Origin of the sequence: Alkalihalobacillus sp. NPDC127517 (assembly GCF_050276055.1) — a bacterium.
Lineage (GTDB): Bacteria > Bacillota > Bacilli > Bacillales > Bacillaceae_D > Alkalicoccobacillus.
Window position 1 is genome coordinate 106,947 of sequence record NZ_JBNNQX010000007.1, and the last position, 17,078, is coordinate 124,024.

Annotated in this window: 25 protein-coding genes; 14 read left to right on the forward strand and 11 right to left on the reverse strand. The window is 39.3% G+C overall.

Annotated features, from left to right (window positions below; genetic code table 11):
* Positions 1–38 precede the first annotated feature (38 nt).
* Together ACQKKO_RS11205 and ACQKKO_RS11210 are read left to right on the forward strand one after the other, a co-directional pair.
* Positions 39–605: an RNA polymerase sigma factor gene (locus ACQKKO_RS11205; protein ID WP_498647150.1), complete on the forward strand. Its 567-nt coding sequence runs from the start codon at positions 39–41 to the stop codon at positions 603–605.
* Positions 598–1,428 (forward strand): anti-sigma factor, encoded by an 831-nt coding sequence (locus ACQKKO_RS11210; protein ID WP_498647152.1) that lies wholly within the window; start codon positions 598–600, stop codon positions 1,426–1,428. Before ACQKKO_RS11205 ends, ACQKKO_RS11210 begins: the two co-directional genes overlap by 8 nt.
* 348 nt (positions 1,429–1,776) lie before the next feature.
* Here the strand turns inward: ACQKKO_RS11210 and ACQKKO_RS11215 are convergent, their stop codons facing one another.
* Entirely contained in the window at positions 1,777–2,760 is a 984-nt protein-coding gene (locus ACQKKO_RS11215; RefSeq protein ID WP_498647154.1) for an aldo/keto reductase, read from the reverse strand.
* Positions 2,761–2,881: 121 nt separating this feature from the next.
* Here ACQKKO_RS11215 and ACQKKO_RS11220 point away from each other — a divergent pair, with 121 nt between their 5' ends.
* A complete protein-coding gene (locus ACQKKO_RS11220; RefSeq protein ID WP_498647155.1) occupies positions 2,882–3,142 on the forward strand; it encodes a hypothetical protein in 261 nt (86 codons plus the stop codon).
* A 411-nt stretch (positions 3,143–3,553) separates the two neighbouring features.
* On the opposite strand, the gene ACQKKO_RS11225 is transcribed toward ACQKKO_RS11220, so the two are convergent.
* Complete coding sequence (locus tag ACQKKO_RS11225) at positions 3,554–4,012, reverse strand: GNAT family N-acetyltransferase (RefSeq protein ID WP_498647157.1); 459 nt, start codon at positions 4,010–4,012, stop codon at positions 3,554–3,556.
* Between the two features lie 41 nt (positions 4,013–4,053).
* Complete coding sequence (locus ACQKKO_RS11230) at positions 4,054–5,019, reverse strand: ornithine cyclodeaminase family protein (protein WP_498647159.1); 966 nt, start codon at positions 5,017–5,019, stop codon at positions 4,054–4,056.
* 114 nt (positions 5,020–5,133) lie between these two features.
* Here ACQKKO_RS11230 and ACQKKO_RS11235 point away from each other — a divergent pair, with 114 nt between their 5' ends.
* Positions 5,134–5,694, forward strand: coding sequence for a GNAT family N-acetyltransferase (locus tag ACQKKO_RS11235; RefSeq protein ID WP_498647161.1), 561 nt, complete (start codon positions 5,134–5,136; stop codon positions 5,692–5,694).
* An 8-nt stretch (positions 5,695–5,702) separates the two neighbouring features.
* Here the strand turns inward: ACQKKO_RS11235 and ACQKKO_RS11240 are convergent, their stop codons facing one another.
* Positions 5,703–6,398, reverse strand: a complete 696-nt coding sequence (locus ACQKKO_RS11240) for a YetF domain-containing protein (protein ID WP_498647163.1) — start codon at positions 6,396–6,398, stop codon at positions 5,703–5,705.
* Positions 6,399–6,496: 98 nt separating this feature from the next.
* Here ACQKKO_RS11240 and ACQKKO_RS11245 point away from each other — a divergent pair, with 98 nt between their 5' ends.
* From ACQKKO_RS11245 to ACQKKO_RS11260, 4 genes are all read left to right on the forward strand, one after another.
* Positions 6,497–6,838: a DUF4363 family protein gene (locus ACQKKO_RS11245; protein ID WP_498647165.1), complete on the forward strand. Its 342-nt coding sequence runs from the start codon at positions 6,497–6,499 to the stop codon at positions 6,836–6,838.
* A gap of 404 nt (positions 6,839–7,242) precedes the next feature.
* The gene (locus ACQKKO_RS11250; RefSeq protein ID WP_498647167.1) at positions 7,243–8,049 is read left to right on the forward strand and encodes a methyltransferase domain-containing protein; all 807 of its coding nucleotides are present in this window, start codon (positions 7,243–7,245) and stop codon (positions 8,047–8,049) included.
* A 32-nt stretch (positions 8,050–8,081) separates the two neighbouring features.
* Positions 8,082–8,390 carry a hypothetical protein gene (locus ACQKKO_RS11255; protein ID WP_498647169.1) on the forward strand — a complete coding sequence of 103 codons (309 nt, stop codon included), beginning with the start codon at positions 8,082–8,084 and terminating at the stop codon, positions 8,388–8,390.
* Positions 8,391–8,397: 7 nt separating this feature from the next.
* Positions 8,398–8,805 carry a YhfM domain-containing protein gene (locus ACQKKO_RS11260; protein ID WP_498647171.1) on the forward strand — a complete coding sequence of 136 codons (408 nt, stop codon included), beginning with the start codon at positions 8,398–8,400 and terminating at the stop codon, positions 8,803–8,805.
* 7 nt (positions 8,806–8,812) lie between these two features.
* Here the strand turns inward: ACQKKO_RS11260 and ACQKKO_RS11265 are convergent, their stop codons facing one another.
* Positions 8,813–9,424 (reverse strand): Type 1 glutamine amidotransferase-like domain-containing protein, encoded by a 612-nt coding sequence (locus ACQKKO_RS11265; protein ID WP_498647173.1) that lies wholly within the window; start codon positions 9,422–9,424, stop codon positions 8,813–8,815.
* 93 nt (positions 9,425–9,517) lie between these two features.
* Between ACQKKO_RS11265 and ACQKKO_RS11270 the strand changes: the two genes are divergently transcribed.
* From ACQKKO_RS11270 to ACQKKO_RS11285, 4 genes are all read left to right on the forward strand, one after another.
* Positions 9,518–10,363 carry a glycoside hydrolase family 43 protein gene (locus ACQKKO_RS11270; RefSeq protein WP_498647175.1) on the forward strand — a complete coding sequence of 282 codons (846 nt, stop codon included), beginning with the start codon at positions 9,518–9,520 and terminating at the stop codon, positions 10,361–10,363.
* Positions 10,364–11,356 carry an Ltp family lipoprotein gene (locus ACQKKO_RS11275; RefSeq protein WP_498647177.1) on the forward strand — a complete coding sequence of 331 codons (993 nt, stop codon included), beginning with the start codon at positions 10,364–10,366 and terminating at the stop codon, positions 11,354–11,356.
* Positions 11,357–11,419: 63 nt separating this feature from the next.
* Positions 11,420–12,274 carry a phosphotransferase family protein gene (locus ACQKKO_RS11280; protein ID WP_498647179.1) on the forward strand — a complete coding sequence of 285 codons (855 nt, stop codon included), beginning with the start codon at positions 11,420–11,422 and terminating at the stop codon, positions 12,272–12,274.
* Between the two features lie 43 nt (positions 12,275–12,317).
* Positions 12,318–12,527: a hypothetical protein gene (locus ACQKKO_RS11285; RefSeq protein ID WP_498647181.1), complete on the forward strand. Its 210-nt coding sequence runs from the start codon at positions 12,318–12,320 to the stop codon at positions 12,525–12,527.
* Here the strand turns inward: ACQKKO_RS11285 and ACQKKO_RS11290 are convergent.
* From ACQKKO_RS11290 to ACQKKO_RS11300, 3 genes are all read right to left on the reverse strand, one after another.
* Positions 12,512–12,697, reverse strand: coding sequence for a hypothetical protein (locus ACQKKO_RS11290; protein ID WP_498647183.1), 186 nt, complete (start codon positions 12,695–12,697; stop codon positions 12,512–12,514). The two genes, ACQKKO_RS11285 and ACQKKO_RS11290, sit on opposite strands and share 16 nt — an antisense overlap.
* A gap of 154 nt (positions 12,698–12,851) precedes the next feature.
* Entirely contained in the window at positions 12,852–13,727 is an 876-nt protein-coding gene (locus ACQKKO_RS11295; RefSeq protein WP_498647185.1) for a glycine betaine ABC transporter substrate-binding protein, read from the reverse strand.
* Between the two features lie 143 nt (positions 13,728–13,870).
* Positions 13,871–14,647 (reverse strand): sulfite exporter TauE/SafE family protein, encoded by a 777-nt coding sequence (locus tag ACQKKO_RS11300; RefSeq protein WP_498647188.1) that lies wholly within the window; start codon positions 14,645–14,647, stop codon positions 13,871–13,873.
* A gap of 49 nt (positions 14,648–14,696) precedes the next feature.
* On the opposite strand from ACQKKO_RS11300, the gene ACQKKO_RS11305 reads away from it, so the two are divergent.
* On the forward strand, positions 14,697–15,002 hold the full coding sequence (locus tag ACQKKO_RS11305) for a hypothetical protein (RefSeq protein WP_498647190.1): 306 nt from the start codon (positions 14,697–14,699) through the stop codon (positions 15,000–15,002).
* Positions 15,003–15,006: 4 nt separating this feature from the next.
* Here the strand turns inward: ACQKKO_RS11305 and ACQKKO_RS11310 are convergent, their stop codons facing one another.
* Positions 15,007–15,294 carry a hypothetical protein gene (locus ACQKKO_RS11310; protein ID WP_498647192.1) on the reverse strand — a complete coding sequence of 96 codons (288 nt, stop codon included), beginning with the start codon at positions 15,292–15,294 and terminating at the stop codon, positions 15,007–15,009.
* Positions 15,295–15,385: 91 nt separating this feature from the next.
* On the opposite strand from ACQKKO_RS11310, the gene ACQKKO_RS11315 reads away from it, so the two are divergent.
* A complete protein-coding gene (locus ACQKKO_RS11315; protein WP_498647194.1) occupies positions 15,386–15,757 on the forward strand; it encodes a hypothetical protein in 372 nt (123 codons plus the stop codon).
* Between the two features lie 12 nt (positions 15,758–15,769).
* Here ACQKKO_RS11315 and ACQKKO_RS11320 read toward each other — a convergent pair whose 3' ends face one another.
* The gene (locus tag ACQKKO_RS11320; protein WP_498647195.1) at positions 15,770–16,225 is read right to left on the reverse strand and encodes a GNAT family N-acetyltransferase; all 456 of its coding nucleotides are present in this window, start codon (positions 16,223–16,225) and stop codon (positions 15,770–15,772) included.
* The gene (locus ACQKKO_RS11325; protein WP_498647198.1) at positions 16,209–16,994 is read right to left on the reverse strand and encodes an amidohydrolase family protein; all 786 of its coding nucleotides are present in this window, start codon (positions 16,992–16,994) and stop codon (positions 16,209–16,211) included. Before ACQKKO_RS11325 ends, ACQKKO_RS11320 begins: the two co-directional genes overlap by 17 nt.
* Positions 16,995–17,078 lie beyond the last annotated feature (84 nt).

The window sequence follows — 17,078 nt, forward strand, 5'->3', positions numbered from 1 at the left end:
CTTTCTATATAAGGAAGCAGCGTGCAAAGGAGTTATACATGCCACATCTTACCGACGAACAATTATACCAACAAATTGTTCAGCAAGATAAGGAGGCTCTTGAGGAGCTGTATGATCGGTATGAACGAATTCTATTTTCATTCATTCTTCGATTTACAAAAGACGAGGGTCTGACTGAAGAAGTAATGCAGGATCTCTTTATGAAGCTTTGGCAAGGCAAGGCCAGTTATCAAGTGAGTAAGGGGAAACTCTCGTCTTGGCTTTTAACCATTGCCAGAAACGCAGCGATTGATCAAATTAGAAAGAAAAAGGTAACTGAGGTCGAGTTTCAGGAGAGAGATGCAGAGCCTGATTTAGAGATCCCTGAGGATGTTCTTGTTCTTAAAGAAGAAAGCATGATCGTACAAAAGGCACTGATTCTCTTACCTAAAGAGCAACAACATGTGGTTAAATTATTTTATTTTGATGGAGAACCGCAAAGCAACATTGCAAAAATTTGCAAGATTCCCCTTGGAACTGTTAAAGGCAGGCTGCGTTTAGCACTGAATCAACTACGTAAGACTCTTAGCAGGAAAGGCGAAAGAGGCGATATCTACTATGAATGATAACAAATGCATACACTTACTTGATTATTTTAACGATCACCTTGATTCAAAACAAAAAGAGGAATTTGAACTTCATTTATTAGAATGCGAAGAATGCCAAGAGCAGCTACAAGAGCTATATGAATTTACTAGTGAAGTGGCTACTCACTCTACGCAAAGCACGCCTCCGAATGGCATGAAGCAACGCATACTTGGTTCCATTCTAGAGGAAGAGAATTCGCCTGAGGAAAAACAAAAAGTAGAGAATCACGTTGTTACTCCGCTTGTAACACCAATAAAGAAGAAAAACAAATGGAAGCCATGGGCTCAAGTCATCGCAGCCGGGTTCATTGCTTCGATTGGAATAAACGTATATACAATGAATCAATTAAATGATTCGCAATCAGAACTTGCTAATACAGAACTAGAGCGCGACCTATTAGCTAGTCAAATTAGTGATGCCGAACAATCACCTTCATCTGGAATGGCTCAGATTGAACAGGTCGTTACATCAACCTCTTTGCTTTCGAGTGAAGAAAATGAACATGTTGGCCAGGCCTCCATTGTTCAACAAGAGGATGGGTACAAATTAATTGTACAGGTAGAACAAATGCAGGAGCCTGTGGATTCAGAAGTCTATCAGATTTGGTTATTCCAAGATGAAACACCATTACCCGCTGGTTCCTTTACGACAAATGAACAAGGTGAAGGTGCCATCGTCTATGACCTTGACTCAGACACGAATATTGAAGATTTATTCGAAGCGATTGCAATTACACTCGAACCTCAGCCAGATAATCTCTTGCCGGAAGGACCGATTGTGACTCTTTCAGAGTTATACTAAAGCTTTAGAATGTAAAAGGTAGTATCAAAATGAGGAAAAAGATCTCGTTTACTTTTTTCAAGTGAACGAGATCTTTTTGTATCAGAAGTTATTTATGCCCCAGCTTTTTTGCTGTTCCAGTTGTCGTTATTGGTGTACAGGTAAAAGAGTGACGAGCATTAAATAATGATTACTGATCAGTATTAAGTAATATTTATACTGATCATTAAACAGTTGATTTTATAATAAAACGACATGAGATCTTCTTTAACTACTACAATAAAGGAATTTAAAAATAAACGTCATTAATCTTGAATAAATAAAATTAAGTGGGCCCGGTATTCTATCGATGACCGAACCCATTAAATATTAGTATGGGCCTCTAATATGTTTTTTCACCATTGTTTGATAAAAAGTAAGTAGCTTTTGCTGCTCCTCCACTGTAAACGGAGGAACATGAACGGCTTCTAAATTCGCTTTAACCTGCTCCGCCGTTTTAAAGCCAGGGATGACAGTGGTTACTGCATCTTGATCCAATATCCACCGTAAAGCCGCACTTGAAAGATGCTTTCTTCCTTGTTCAATCCATAAAAGATTCTGTACGAGATCGACCCCTTTTTCAAAATTTATTCCTCCAAAGGTCTCTCCCACATTAAACGATTCACCATTCCTATTAAAATGACGATGATCATCTTTTTCAAACTTGTGCTCATTCGTAAATTTTCCGGTTAATAATCCACTAGCCAATGGTACTCGAGCAATGATACCGACCCCTTTTTCGCTTGCTTTTGGAAACAACTCCTCAAGTGGTTTTTGTCTAAATAGATTAAAGATAACCTGTAACGCACGTACATTTGAGTGTTCTAAGCAAAGGAGACCTCCCTCTACAGTCTCAACACTTACTCCATAGTGGCGGATTTTACCCTCTTCTTGTAATTGATCTAATACCTGAAATACCTTACCGTCCTTAACAATGTCGAGCGGTGGACAGTGGATCTGATATAAGTCCAATCGTTCCCTTTCTAAACGCTTCAGACTATTTTCACAATATGCTCGTACTTGATCGATCGTGTAGGTGTCTGGTGAATGTATATCACCGTCTCTACAAAATTTAGTCGCAATATAAATAGTATCTTCTTTTCCCTTTGTTGCTTTCGCAAGTAATTCCTCACTGTGTCCATTCCCATAGACATCAGCCGTATCAAAAAAATTTACCCCATTCTCGATTGCAATCTCTAGCGCCTTAAGCGACTCTCGATCATCTGTCTGTCCCCAAGATCCACCAATGGCCCATGTCCCAAAGCTAAGTTCACTAATCTTTAGGTCAGTATTACCCAATTGTCTGTACTTCAACTTCTTCAACTCCCTTTGAGTCAGAATGAAAGCATACTATTATTGTACTTCTTTTAATTGTAGATTGCTCAGAAATGTTAGCGTTTACAATATTTTATATGGAGCGTTCAAGTTACCTGCTATGCTTCTAGAAGGTGGGTCAGCCAAGCCGTCTATTAGAATGATTGCTGAAGGAATGGAATTCATTGTGAAAAATGAACGAATGAAAGGGGCGTTCTTTACGGATATGAGCGTCACACTTTTTGGGACTTCAACCGCGCTCTTTCTAGCGATAACGGCTCTGTATTTTAGTAATGATCCAACCATTTTAGTTACTTTATGGCCGCGCCAGACTTGGGAGGGTTTCTTGGATCAATCTGCGCAGGTCAGCTTTCAAAAGTAAAAAGAGAAGCAAGAGCAGTCATCGTGTAAGCTTTTTCCTATGCTGTAACAATCATGTGTTTTGGATTAAGTGTTAATAGAGTCATCTTCCTCCCGTTATTATTCTTAATGCTCCAGGTGCAGCGGATTCACTCATGGTTGTCTTAAATCAAACCATCGTAGTCCACTCTGCACCAGATCACTTACGTTCAAGAGTAAACTCTGTAGAATATCTTCTCAGATTTGGTGGACCTCAATTAGGAGATTTTCGTGCTTGAGCAGTCGGAACGGCTCTTTCCCCAAGAAGTGCTACAATTCTTGGGGGAATGACATTAATCCTTACTGTAGGAGCAATTTATCTATTGTTTTACCATCCTATCGTACATTTCACGTAGAGAATGAGAGAGAGGCTGAACAAGCTAGATAATATTGGTTAAGCTGATACTTTCAGGATAAGTATAACCTCTCGTTCTTCAAGCCACTCTCCTGTATTTACAAAACCAAGTGATTGATAGAATTGAAGAGCTGGTTCATTATCAGGTTCTGTAGAGAGACCAATGAACTGACAGTCATCTTCTTGCTTCAAACGTTCAATCACTTTTTGCATGGCCTCTTTCCCATACCCTTTCCGTTGATAGGTAACATCAATCATAAACCTAGGAATCCAATACCTTCTCTCAGGAATTTCATCTTGATCGAATTCCGTCATTGCAAAACCAATAACCGTCTCTTCTAGATGAATAGCGTATGGGGTGAGGGTGGGGTCTACTTTCGATTCAGCGATAGAGTAGACATTTGGGTCAATTCGATGAACTTGATCTTCAGCTAACTTAAGATTAATGCATGCATCAAAGCTGTCGATTGTTACTTCTTGTATGGATAGTTTTGGCATAGGTTCATCCTTTCATCTGTTCTTTGTGAACTCTTTTAATCCTAGTCTAAGAAGTTAATGAAACGTCCTTTATGTAGTGATTTTGCTTTTTGATACACATACCAAGCACTTACTAAGTCTTGAAAAGCAAGTCCTACAGCACCGTATATTGTAATTTGCTGATCGTTCACTCTGCCGCATTCCTGATTAGTTAGAATGTCGCCAAGTTCTGCATGAATATCGGATTCGAGTAAGCCTGCCCCACCGATTGCACCCATTTCGATCGATAATTTAATGTTGTCACATACAAAGGTGGATTTTTTTATTAATTCTGCACTCACTTCACATTTTCCTGGTTGATCTGGACCAAGTGTTGTAATATGCGTGCCTTCTTTGATCATATGTGAAAAGAGAAATGGCTCCTTAGACCAGGTAGCTGAGATAATGATGTCACTCTCGCATACCGCTTTTTCAAGTGAGCTACATGGATGAATGGGAATCTGAAGCTCTGTCTGCATTTTCTCAGCGAATTGTTTAGCGTTTTTTATATTAGTGTCAAAAACTGTTACCTGCGATATTTTTCGTAGATAACTAAGAGAACGCAGTTGGAGTTGACCTTGTACACCAGCCCCAATGATCGCGACATTCTCTGCATGTTTGGTTGCTAAAAGGTGTGTGCCAATAGCGCAAGAAAGTCCCGTGCGAACAGCAGTGATATAGGTAGAATCCATAATAGACAATAGACTTCCGTTTTCAACATCATGAAGATGAATAATCCCAGTAATAGAAGGTGTAGTTGTAGGGAATTTAGAATGAACCTTCACTGTATAAGCAGGTACATTGGAGCTAAGCCCAGGAAACAAAATCATTACACTGTTTTCTTCTTTCGGTAATTTAGAATATGCTCTTTGAGAGGTTATGGTCCGATTTGTGGTGTTCAGTTTAAAGGCTTCAACTAATCTCGGATAAAGCTCTAAAGGATCTAAGATTGCTTCAATTTCGCTTCGATTAAGTAATAACGTTTCCAAACGATACGCCCACCTTTTTAAGAATTTGTGCAGGGAAGCTTTAAAACTACGTGTCATGTTAAAATTATTAGCATCGAACAACATAATTGTAAAACAGAAAGAGGAGGTCTAACAATGCTTGCGGGACAGTTAACAGAACTTCGACCGGTCGTTCAAGAGGATTTACATAACGTATGTCAGTGGAATAATGATGAAGCGTTGGTCACATTGGCTTCTGGAAGTGACAAGGCTTTTCAGATTAACAATTCCCAAGTGGGGTTAAGTCATTACTTAGAGAAAAATACACTTGAGAATAATTTAATTGAGGATGGGCAGTTCTTTTCAATCTATTCAAAAGAAGATAATGCTCATATTGGAAAATGTGATTATCGAGATATCAATTGGATTGCACGTTCAGCAACAATAGGTATGATGATTGGTGAAGCTGAGTATTGGGGCAAAGGACATGGTGAAGATGCGTTACACGTGTTATTGCGTTATCTCTTTGATTCCCTCAACCTAGAACGGATCCAAATTGATACGTGGAGCGGAAATCAAAGAGCTATTCGATTTTTTGAAAAGTGTGAGTTCGTATTAGAAGGTAGGCTGAGAAAAGGTGAATTTATTAATGGTAGCTATTATGACACCATCATTATGTCGGTTTTGAGAGAGGAATATAAAGGAGTTCAACAGTAAGAATAAATCTATTTTTGTTTCTCTTCCTCATACAAATCTACATAAACATTCCCAAACGAATCAGCTTGAGCAAGGAAGACGTCTTTAAAATCAGTCGCTCCTTGCTTTTTGATTTCAACGAGCAGCCACTCCTCTGTATACCCTTTTTCTCGTAATCCTTTTCTAAGTAGCTTTCCGTCCATGATCAGAATCTTAGGTCCGTGGTCCATCTGAACGGGTACACCAGAGCTATGGGGTGTTAGCGGCTGTTGGTCTGATTTTAATAAGATACTAAGCTGTCCGTTTGTTTCAAGGACGGCCATTTCAACATCAGAAACGTTAAAGGTGCCTTTTTCTCTAAGTAAAAGCATTAATTCATCTGCAGACAATAGGTTTTTCTTCATATTCTGCTCAAGAATGCTTCCATTTTGGATGAGGATGGTTGGACTTCCATCAATGACTTTCGTAAACCATCTTGACTTTAAACTAACAAACGCTAAAATGCTTGGGAACAAACCCCAGATGAGCAGGGCCATCAAACCATTTGCAATCTTAACATTTTGATCGACAGACATGGTTGCAGCAATGGATCCAATCGTAATCCCTACACAATAATCAAAGAATGTCAGCTGAGATATTTGTTTTTTTCCCATAAGACGAGCCATCATCATTAATAAAAGAAAAGATACAATGGAACGAATTAAGACGAGTACAAGTTCAGGCATGAGACTGATCTCCTTTTCATCAGAAAGTACAATCTTTTCTTAGTATTAGGTAATAATAACCTTCATATGCGAAATGCGAATCTTGAGGGGGATCTAACGTGATTAGAGGAAAATTGGTAGCGAGTCTATTGATGATCATGCTATTGACGGCTTGTGGAAATAGTATTGGAAGTCATGCGTTTTATGGAGTGATGGATCATATTGACGAAGCATTGGAGCAGTCTGATTGGGAACAGCTTGATCAATACGCATCTCAGTTTGAAGAAACCTATGATCAGAATAAGTGGAAGCTTCAGCTTATTGGAGACGAGGGAGAATATGAAGGACTGTACGAAAGTATTCAAAAATTACTGGCTGGGGTGAAAGAGAGGGATTCAACAATTGTTCGAATTGAATTAGCGAGTGCTCGTGCGCTTGTATCTGATATCTATTCTCTGTGAAAGAACTAAAGCTTAATTAGCTTTAGTTCTTTTTAGATTTTTAATTGAATAGAGGGGGGTTCTTTCTTGGTAAGTGTTCGGTTCTCCTTAGTGTTGGATGAATTGAGCTTGTTGTTAATGCTCGGGTTCTTAGTATCATAGGGGTGCTCTTGCTCTGTTCCCGTTCTTTCTTGGTGTCGGGAGCTGTTTCTTGATGGGACAGGCTGTGGGCTTGGTAAAAATCTTGTTCTCTTTGCTAACGGCTTTGTATTCTTGGTCATTAGATCAAAGTTCTTGATGCAAGCTTCTTTTTTCTTGCATTTTGGATCAATCTTGATACTATTCTCTTCTTATTTTACTTAAGCAGGGATTGAAGTACGTTCTATGTAAGTATATATAGATCATAAGCCTTGAGGAGGGATTATTTGAGCAATCATATAGCAGACCAGAGAGCAAGTATATATGGAAATCAGTCAAATATCTTAGACAGAAGAACCTTGTATACAGCTCATAAACAACTGGCCAAACGACTTGAGCCAGGGATGACGGTTCTTGATATTGGATGTGGCACTGGTGCAATCACGAGAGATATCGCGAAAGCTGTTGGCGAAAAAGGCAGGGTTGTAGGGATGGACAACAATCCAGCGTTCGTTGAAAAGGCACGTACAATGCATGAGGATTTACCGAATGTACAGTTTGAAGTGGGAACTATTTATCAATTAAAAGATGAGGCTTCATTTGATCTCGTGACGTGTTCAAGAGTCTTACAATGGTTAGCCGATCCCTTAGAAGCTTTAAAACAAATGGTCCAAGTCACAAACGTTGGAGGAAGGGTTATCGTTTTAGATTACAATCACGATAAAATCAGCTGGGACCCTTTACCACCAAAGAGTACAAATAATTTCTACTCGGCATTTCTTAAATGGAGAGCGGATGCAGGCATGGATAATACAATTGCCGACAACTTGGAGCGTTTATTTTACGAAGCTGGGCTTACTCACATACATGTAACGGCTCAGCATGAAGAGACGGTTCGTGAAGATGTGAGTTTTGACCAGCAGGCAGGGATTTGGGCCGATGTCATGGCAGGTAGAGGTAGGCAAATGGTGATGGAGGATTATATAAAAGAAGACGCGCGAGCAGTGGCTGAGAAGGAATATAGGGAGTGGGTAAGCCAAGTAGCCACGTCTCACACCATGTACTTATTAGCGGTAGAAGGAATTAAGCGTTAATAATCGAATGTTATAAGGAAGGATGTCGTTAAATGACAGATCATGCATCATCATTAAAACAAATGAAACGGCTCAAATATGCTGCATTGTTCATAGGCATTGTTTGTTTCTTTTTAACATTTGTCCCTTTTACAAGAGTGGTGATGATTGGTTCGTCGATTGGTGATTACATCATTTTTGTTTTAACACCACTTGGAGTCATTCTTTCCATACTTGCTTTAATAAGGGGATCTAAAAAATTCATTCCAATCGTCGCACTTGTCTTGTCTCTATCCTTTCCTTTGTTTTTGATCTTAGTATTTGTCTTAATCTTAACAGGAGTGACGGACTTCGCTCCTTAATGATGAGGTGGTTTTTCTGAACGTACATGTTAAACAGTTAATATCTATAGGGGTTGTAACGCTAGTACTGGTTAGCTGTCAAACAGCTTCTGGAACCTCAGAAGAAGAGATTGAACGCATTGAAGTTATTTCTTTAAATGATGATAAAGACCGGCTCATACTCACGGATCAAGCTGATCTGAACTCATTCCAAGACGTTTTCGACCAAACTGAGGCAGTTGAAGGCGTTGTGAACGTAACAGATCCCATGTACAGGTTAGAGGTTACGTACACGAATGAGGAAACTGACCAATTCCATCTATGGCCGATTGATCCAGAATTTGAGAATACTTTGATGAAGGTAGAAGATACACACACGTTATACACTGTGCCTAAAGAAATGACGGCGATTCTACAAGATCTAATTGAAGGGTAAGGAAGCCTTACCCTTTAACAATCATATCCGTTCCATTAATAAGGATGGCTTGTTTGTTTGAGAGTAAAAGGAGGTCTAGGGAAGACTGGTACTTCTCTATAATCTGTTCTACTGACTCATTAAAATAAGCGTGCCCAATATGTGGAACCGGGTAGCTTTGGATTAAGCCAAGTCCTTCATTGTTGCTGAGGCTGGCAGCCTTAGACTTGTCATCCATCTGTTCGATGTATGTAATACTTGGAGCCATCATAATGGTTCCGGCCGATTCACCGATATATAGCTTTCCTTTATGAATTTGTTCAATCAATAATTGATCTGCTCCGGACTTTTTCAGTTCTTGCATGAGGAAAAAGGTATTTCCTCCAGATACATAGATGTAATCATTTTTGTTTAGCGCTTCTCTTATTGCCGTAAATGGGGTGTTTGACACATCTAATAAGTCTATAGTGATTCCTAGCGAGATAAATGCTGATTTTGCTGCATCTACGTAGTGAGTTATTTCTTCAACATGGCTTGCTGTTGGAATGAAGGTAACACTTTTACCAGCCAATTGCTCAGAGGTACATTCTTTAAATAAATCTAGTACATCAGCGAAAGAAGAAGATAAAAACATGTTCATGGGGGATCAAACTCCTTATGTTCATAATGAGAACGTACGATCTTATTATAGGGCAAGAAGACTGGATATTCAATTATGACGAAGGAGGAGCTTATGTACATATTTAGCTATTTCAAAACAGGGGAAGAGAAACTGTTTGTGGCAAAAAGTGAAAACGGACTTGATTGGGAGGACATGAATAATGGGGAGGCACTTTTTTCTTCCACCGTTGGGACAAAAACGATGCGTGACCCGTTTATCATTCAAGATCATGAAGGGATCTTTCATTTACTCTGGACGAATGGATGGAACAGTCAAAGCATTGGTTATGCAAGATCAAATAATTTGGTGGATTGGAGCGATGAACGATTGCTTCCTGTCATGGAGAACGTTCCACTTACAAAAAATTGTTGGGCACCAGAGGCTTATTTTGACGTGGATGACCAGCTTTACCGCTTAATCTGGTCATCAACTGTTGGAGAAAAGGAACGCGATCATCGAATTTGGTCTGTAACTACGTCCGATTTCATACATTATTCAGAGCCTGAGCTGTTCTTTGATCCTGGTTACAATGTGATTGATGCAACGGTTATAACGACAGATGAGCAAAAGCACTATATGTTTTTTAAAGATGAACGAGGGTTAAATGATCCTAGAACAGAGTTTAAAGCGATTCGGTCATGTCCGTTTTCCACTAGGAACGGAAAAACGGATTTTCATAAAATCTCTGACCTTTTAACGTCTGAGCTCACAGAAGGTCCAACGGTCTTTTCGGTTCGATCTAACGCTGATCATGAAAAATGGATCATGTTTGTTGACCCGTTCCGAAAAGCAGGTTATGAAATCCTTGAATCAACAGACTTAACGCATTGGACCGATATTAGCTCAAGTGTGCAACTGCCAGCGGGTCCTAGACATGGTTCTGTAATTTCAGTTAAAACTGTTAAGGGAGAGATGTAAGTGGCAGCTTTTCTTTTATTCGTCATGTTATTGGCGATGATTTTAATGATTGTCTTTTTCGTATTAAGTTTCTCAAAGGGTAAGGGAAACCGACATAAATACCTTATTGGATCCGGGATTAGTTTGGGAGCAGTACTATTCCTTGGGCTCGGAGCGGGCATATCCGCTTTAAGTGCTTCTTTCACAGAAGGAGTGGCAGCTGAATCGGAAATCATTGAGGTGGAGGAAGAAGTCGAGGCAAAGGTAGATGCTAAAGAAGAGGAGCAAGACAAGGAACAAGAAGAGAAGGAAGAGGAAGTTAAAGAAACAAAGGTAGAAAATAAAGAATCAGAGGAGCAAGTAGAGAAAGAAGAAGAACAAGCAATTGCAACCGAAGAGAAGCAGAAGGAAGAAGAGGCAAAAGAAAAAGAGGCAGAAGCGCTTGCTAAGAAAGAGCAGGAAGAGAAGGAAGCAGAAGAATTAGCACAGAAAGAAGCCGAAGAAAAGGAGGCAGAGGAGGCAGAGGAGCAAGCTAAAAAAGAGGAAGAAGAACGTAAGGTTGAAGAGGAAGAAAAAAGCCAGACAACACTCTCTCAAGATCAAGCCGCAGAGACTGCTGAAAACTATCTTAACTACACAGCATTTTCTGAATCAGGACTGGTTGAACAGCTTAAATTTGAAGGGTTTAGTCAGGACGAAGCAAATAAAGCAGTCGAGTCGATAAGTGTAGACTGGCAAGAACAAGCCATCAACATGGCTGAAAACTATCTAGACTATACGGCTTTTTCAAAGTCTGGCCTAGTGGAGCAGCTTGTGTTTGAAGGATTTAGTCAGGAGCATGCATCACATGCGGTTGAGAGTGTGTCTCCCGATTGGCAAGAGCAGGCTGTAAAAATGGCACAAAATTATCTCGATTATTCCTCGTTCTCTAAGCAAGAATTAATCGATCAATTGGTTTTCGAAGGATTTAGCACCGAGCATGCGAATCATGCTGTTACTCAAGTTGGCCTTTAAAGTATTCGCTTTGCATCAAAGCTAACTAAGGCTTTGGTGCTTTTTATATAAGGGGGCGTAAGATTGGATGTACAACTAATTGTTGGTGAATTACTTAAAGAGAATGTGATCAGAACCTTCCCTACTTCTATAGATCAACCGACTGGAGGAACGGTGAGTAAGGTTTACGTTTTGGATAATACATATGTTATAAAAGCAAATCTTCCTCAAATGATAAAAGTAGAATGTGAATTTCTTCGGATGTATCAATCATTAAAGCTATTTCCAAGAGTACTGTACATTTCTCCTACCTGTGACTATATGGTGTATTCATATATTAAGGGAACCGTGGCAAACCAATCCTTTAAAAAAAGGGAGGTTCTCAAGGTATTAGTTGAAGAAGTAATCAATCATTATACACCTGGTCCTAAAGAGGGAGCCTGGGGCTGGGTAGATGATCCAGTTAATACGTGGAAAGCATTTCTTTTAAATGAAATAGCAGAGGCAAGCGCTCTAATTGGTTCTCGATTAAAGTCAGATGAGCACCAAGCTGTGAAGGTACTTGTGGGGGAGGTATCTTGTGAAACAATTCCTTATGTCATTCATGGAGACTTAGGCTTTCATAATCTCATTTTCTCAGAAAATCAATTAAGCGGAGTGATTGATCCAACTCCTGTGCTTGGAGATCCTTTGTATGATCTGATCTACGCTTTTTGTTCAACTCCTGAAGACTTAACTAAGGAAACCCTAGATGGTGTAGTATCTTTTCTCAATAAAGACCATAAAAAAGATCCATATCGTTTATATGGAAAGGTATTAATCGGATTATATCTTAGGCTAGCAGCTTGCCTTAAACATCATCCAAAAGACATGGAGACATATTTGAAGGCTTGGACGTATTGGTTGAATATGAAAGAGGCTTACCTCAATTTAAAATAGGGAAGGGATTCGTAGGTGAATGAAGGAAGGAAGGGTGAATTGATTGAAACGAAATATGGGACTAGTTAAAGGGTTTGTATTTGTTGGTACATTTTTCGTTCTTTTTATCATTGCTACGAATCTACTTGATCTGTTTTTCGGAAACAGACAGCTAACGATTCTATTGAGTATTCTAGCTTTCTTTTTAGTTATTCTAGGCTCGGTTCCCATAACTAAAATCATTTCAGAATGGTTGAATCAGCAGCTTAGATGAGCGTTGTATAATGTGACGCACGATTTTGTTTCTGTTTTTAAAATCGTTTCTAGATAATGGATATCATTTTCGATCGTTACCTTAAGTGTCTCGTCTTTAGCATAAAGCATTTCTTCTTTAAGCTTTTGTATTTCTTGGGTAAATAAAAGGTCATCGTTTTGATTCAGCATTTCATCGCACCTTTTCATAAGATCTAATCTTTCATACCCTTTATTATATTGAGCTAAACCACTTTTTTGAATAAATATTGTCTTTTAATGTCTTAAATTGTTTCTTAAACAAAAGTAAGAAGCCAAAGGATTTGCGCCTCTGGCTTTTTACTAATTAAGATTGGTTGATCCAGTTGTCGGTTAGGTTACGATTGTTCTCGATCCATTCAGCAGCCGCTTGTTCTTCATCCTCTAAATCCTGTCTAAGAGAAAGGAGTTCTGCTAGTTGATCTTCTTCAAAGTAGGCATTTTTTAACCAACTATCAGCATTAGGAAAATCTTCTGCAAAACCATTACGACCCATATAGTAAATGCTGTCTGGTTCCCCGAATACTTGGTCCGGATCATCTAAGTATTTTAAATCGTAATCCTCGAACGCGTAATGTGGACTCCATAGAGTCACAACAACAGGCTCTTGATTCTGATAAGCCGTATCAAGTTGTTGCATCATTGCTTGTTCAGAGGATATAGTAAGCTCGTATGATTCTAATTGGTAGTGGGGGATGATATCATTGTTCATTATTTGCATAAGTGAGGAGCCGGGATCGATGCCATTTATCTCGCCATTAAATTCGTCCATCGCATCAGGTAAGTCTTCTATTGAATTAATGTCATTCATATACGTTGGAACAACTAATCCACTATGAGCTCCGTCATATAATAGGTGATCTTCAGTTAACTCTAACTCATTTGTGTCTAAAGAGACATAGGCTTGATCAGTAAAGGGTAGCCATGTTCCAAATGCTAGATCGATATCTCCATTAACCGTTCCTTCAAATAAGAATGCCTTTTCAAAAGTGGTCATCTCAACAGTATACCCTTCTTCTTCAAGAAGCTGCTTCCACACGTAAGCAAATGCCGTTCCATCAGAATATGTGGAGTGACCTATAGTAATCGTGCCACCCTCGCCCGTGTCTTCACTTCCACAGGCTGTTAGTGAAACAGCTGTTACAATTAGTGCTCCAGAAATAAGTTTGTGTTTACTCACCATACGTACGAACCACTCCTTTATAAGTAAGTTATATACTTACCCCTCTTCTAAAAATGTTAAACCTTCTTTTAGTGAATGAGGTCAGGAAGTGAAATCGAAAGATCGTGGTATGGAATTAATTTTATAAAACTAAGACTAGATGTTTACGAAAATAACATAAGGTTTAATGAAGCAATTAAAATAAGAATAAGTAGATTTCTCTTTATGGTTTGTGGTTTTGCTTTATCAAGTGACTTAAATCCAACAACAGTCCCTAAGATTACTGCAATAATACCTACTAGGAGGTAAGGGAGCAAAGGTACTTCAATATCACCATTTGCTGCATGAAGACTAATCGAAAAAACACTGGAGATAATAGCTGAAACTTGTATACTAACAATATAGGAAAAGCGTTGGTTTGGATAAAGCATGATGAAAAACGTAGCAATAAAGATACCTCCAATGCCAAACATGCCTCCCACGATCCCAGCGAGAATACCAAGTATAAAGCTGACCCAGCGGTTTGGAGACTTTCTTGCAGCTATCTCTTTGTTTGAAAACCTTGGAAGCAGAAGCTGATAAAGAGCCACGATGAACAAAAAGCCACCAAGCCATACTTTAATCGCATCGATTTCACCGTAATTCGAAAGTATAAAAAAGGCGACGAGTCGACCGATTATTACGTAGATTAAAAACTCGGTAAATTTCTTCCACTCAATATACTTGTAATATTTGATTACAGCTGTCACACCGCCAAATATTAAGATCGTTAATATAATTAAGGTTGTGTCTTTGACTGTCATAAACAGAGGTAATACGGAAACCACAACTAACCCTGTCCCAATTCCACTAATACTTTGCAAAAAAGCACCCACAAACACTAAGGCAAAAACGAGAATAAATAAGATATGTATCAGTCCTAATTTGAGATTTTCTAACACTATACGTTGAGTATAGCATGAAACAAATCAACAAAAAGGAGATGAGTATATGGATATCTTACATGCGGTAGGGCCGCTTTTAATTGTAGGAATCATTGTTGTATTTGTGATTAAACGTCTTGAATTGATGTACAAAAAAGGGAAGTTGGCCAAAGCCAAATCTAAACAGAATCAAAATCTTTTAGATAGCGTCATTCCATTAGGGATGATTGCAGGCGCAGGAGTAGGAACGGTTGTTGGTATTATTATTAGTGAGTTCGTTTACGCCATCAGCGTAGGTGGGGCTATTGGTATGCTTGTTGGATATGTTGTATACGCTTATTGCAGCAAGCGCACTCATATAGACACAAACTAAATCACTATTCGTATGTTGCATTGCTCTTTCGATAAGCGGATAAAGCTGTTTTCACTCCCGCGTATGTTCCAACGGCCGCATTACCGTAAAAGAATCCCATAAACAGTCCAGCCGGTAAATCATGCCGGTGACTGTAAAAAACGGAGATTAAGACTCCGAGTATAGTGGCAATAGTAGGGATATATTTGTGAGGGATGCGTGTAATCCATTTGATTAACTCCGTAACAATTAAAACCACTGGCACTGCAAGGACGGCATCCCAAATATTTGTTTGAATTGTAGGCAGATCCATTACGTACCCTCCTAAGGAAAGTCTTTTTATCCATAGGATGTCCGTTTCTTAGGAAAGTATTTTAAAAAGGTATAAAAAGGAGATGTTTCCGATGAGCAAAACTAGTGTGATTATTCTATGCCTGATTCTCTTAATGGTTGGCGGTGGGTGTTCAGCTCAGCCTCAATCTGACAATAAAATAGGAACAATAGAAGGGCGCTATGTAAAAGATATGTCTGGTGATCATTTTATTATGAGTGAAGAACATGGTTCGATCATTATGGGGAGTCAATCAGGAAATGAAGAAGTGTTTGATGAGCTTTCAAGTGGTGACCTTATCCGTATTAAATCTGAAGTAATCATGGAAAGCGATCCGGCTCAAACATCTATTCTTGATCTCGAATTTGTTGAGGAAGGTGGAGAAGAAGACCTTCCTCAAGAAGAACTTGAAAGACTCACTGAAATGGGTTGGACATTTGAGTGAGCATGTGAAGCGTTAAAGCATCCGTTTCATTCCATCATGACTAGCCTCAAACCCAAGGCGCTCATAAAAACGATGGGCGTCTTTTCGTGATTTATCCGTAGTTAGCTGCACCATACTGCAATTTGCTTCTTTAGCACGCTCAAACGCGTCATGAAAAAGGTTTTCGCCAATGCGCTTTCCCCTATGCTTTTCGTCCACACGGACACCTTCAATTTGGGCACGCTTCATGCCCATTCGTGATAGTCCGGGAATGATGGTTAGCTGCAGAAACCCAAGAAGCTCGTCCTCTTCCACCGCAACTAAAATACAATTCCCCTTCTGTTCCTCTATTTCATTAAATGCCTCGTAGTATTCACTCGGTAATGGCTCCTGATACGATTCTCTTTTTGAGCCTAAGACGTCATCGGCTAACATTCGAACCATCTCTGGTATATCATGTTTGGTTGCTTTTCTAACGTGCATGTCCATCAGCCCCCGCTCCATTTTTGTTTCCGCGGAAATACCAATCCATAGCGTTTTGATACAGTACTTTATGGATCGCCTCTTCATCCTTCAAGCACTCTTTCACGATGTCGATGTCTGAATCCTGGAAAGGTCTTGGTGCACGTGTAGATGGGAGATCGGTTCCGAACATTAATGCCTCACTGTTCATACGATAAATATCTTGAATCATTTCGGCTGCATCAAAATCTAATCGGCTAAACCCCGTTGCTTTTACTTTTACACCATGAGAGACAAGTTTTAATAAATCATCTGAACCTGCCTTAGATAATCCGAGGTGATCAATGGAGACTGCAGGTAACGTAGTAAGTACGTTGTATATGTCGGCCAACTTCGCTGAATTGATGTATAACTCCGTGTGCCAGCCAACTAAATCATACACACGATTTGAGAAGGCTTCCAACTTTGATATATCTTCTGAACCCCCTCTGTTTACATTAAAGCGTAACCCTCTCACACCAACTTCATTTAACTCAATGATTTCTTCATCACTTGTTGTAAAAGGTAATTGAGTGACGCCAACAAATCCGCTACCTAATTGTCTGAGTGACTCTTTTAAATACGTCTGATCAAATTTTTGGAAGGAGCCAGACACGATGGCGCCATTTGTGATAGATAATCTCGAAGCATCAGCTGAGTAGTCTTCTGCAGTATAAGAGTCGGGAGTGAAACCTTGATTTTCGTAAATAGGAAAACGTTTATCAATAATATGTAGATGGGCATCAAAGATCTTCATGTTTCTCTCCTTCTTTCTAATAAGGTTAGGTTCATCTTATCAAAAGCGATATAATAAGAAAAAGACAGAAAACTTCTTCGTTTG

What these genes read in the sequence shown, in the direction of transcription:
- ACQKKO_RS11205 (WP_498647150.1), top strand. Translation starts at nt 39, where the DNA reads ATGCCACATCTTACCGACGAACAATTATACCAACAAATTGTTCAGCAA.
- ACQKKO_RS11210 (WP_498647152.1), top strand. Translation starts at nt 598, where the DNA reads ATGAATGATAACAAATGCATACACTTACTTGATTATTTTAACGATCAC.
- ACQKKO_RS11220 (WP_498647155.1), top strand. Translation starts at nt 2,882, where the DNA reads ATGCTTCTAGAAGGTGGGTCAGCCAAGCCGTCTATTAGAATGATTGCT.
- ACQKKO_RS11225 (WP_498647157.1), bottom strand. Translation starts at nt 4,012, where the DNA reads ATGCCAAAACTATCCATACAAGAAGTAACAATCGACAGCTTTGATGCA.
- ACQKKO_RS11235 (WP_498647161.1), top strand. Translation starts at nt 5,134, where the DNA reads ATGCTTGCGGGACAGTTAACAGAACTTCGACCGGTCGTTCAAGAGGAT.
- ACQKKO_RS11240 (WP_498647163.1), bottom strand. Translation starts at nt 6,398, where the DNA reads ATGCCTGAACTTGTACTCGTCTTAATTCGTTCCATTGTATCTTTTCTT.
- ACQKKO_RS11255 (WP_498647169.1), top strand. Translation starts at nt 8,082, where the DNA reads ATGACAGATCATGCATCATCATTAAAACAAATGAAACGGCTCAAATAT.
- ACQKKO_RS11265 (WP_498647173.1), bottom strand. Translation starts at nt 9,424, where the DNA reads ATGAACATGTTTTTATCTTCTTCTTTCGCTGATGTACTAGATTTATTT.
- ACQKKO_RS11270 (WP_498647175.1), top strand. Translation starts at nt 9,518, where the DNA reads ATGTACATATTTAGCTATTTCAAAACAGGGGAAGAGAAACTGTTTGTG.
- ACQKKO_RS11290 (WP_498647183.1), bottom strand. Translation starts at nt 12,697, where the DNA reads ATGCTGAATCAAAACGATGACCTTTTATTTACCCAAGAAATACAAAAG.
- ACQKKO_RS11295 (WP_498647185.1), bottom strand. Translation starts at nt 13,727, where the DNA reads ATGGTGAGTAAACACAAACTTATTTCTGGAGCACTAATTGTAACAGCT.
- ACQKKO_RS11305 (WP_498647190.1), top strand. Translation starts at nt 14,697, where the DNA reads ATGGATATCTTACATGCGGTAGGGCCGCTTTTAATTGTAGGAATCATT.
- ACQKKO_RS11310 (WP_498647192.1), bottom strand. Translation starts at nt 15,294, where the DNA reads ATGGATCTGCCTACAATTCAAACAAATATTTGGGATGCCGTCCTTGCA.
- ACQKKO_RS11315 (WP_498647194.1), top strand. Translation starts at nt 15,386, where the DNA reads ATGAGCAAAACTAGTGTGATTATTCTATGCCTGATTCTCTTAATGGTT.
- ACQKKO_RS11320 (WP_498647195.1), bottom strand. Translation starts at nt 16,225, where the DNA reads ATGGACATGCACGTTAGAAAAGCAACCAAACATGATATACCAGAGATG.
- ACQKKO_RS11325 (WP_498647198.1), bottom strand. Translation starts at nt 16,994, where the DNA reads ATGAAGATCTTTGATGCCCATCTACATATTATTGATAAACGTTTTCCT.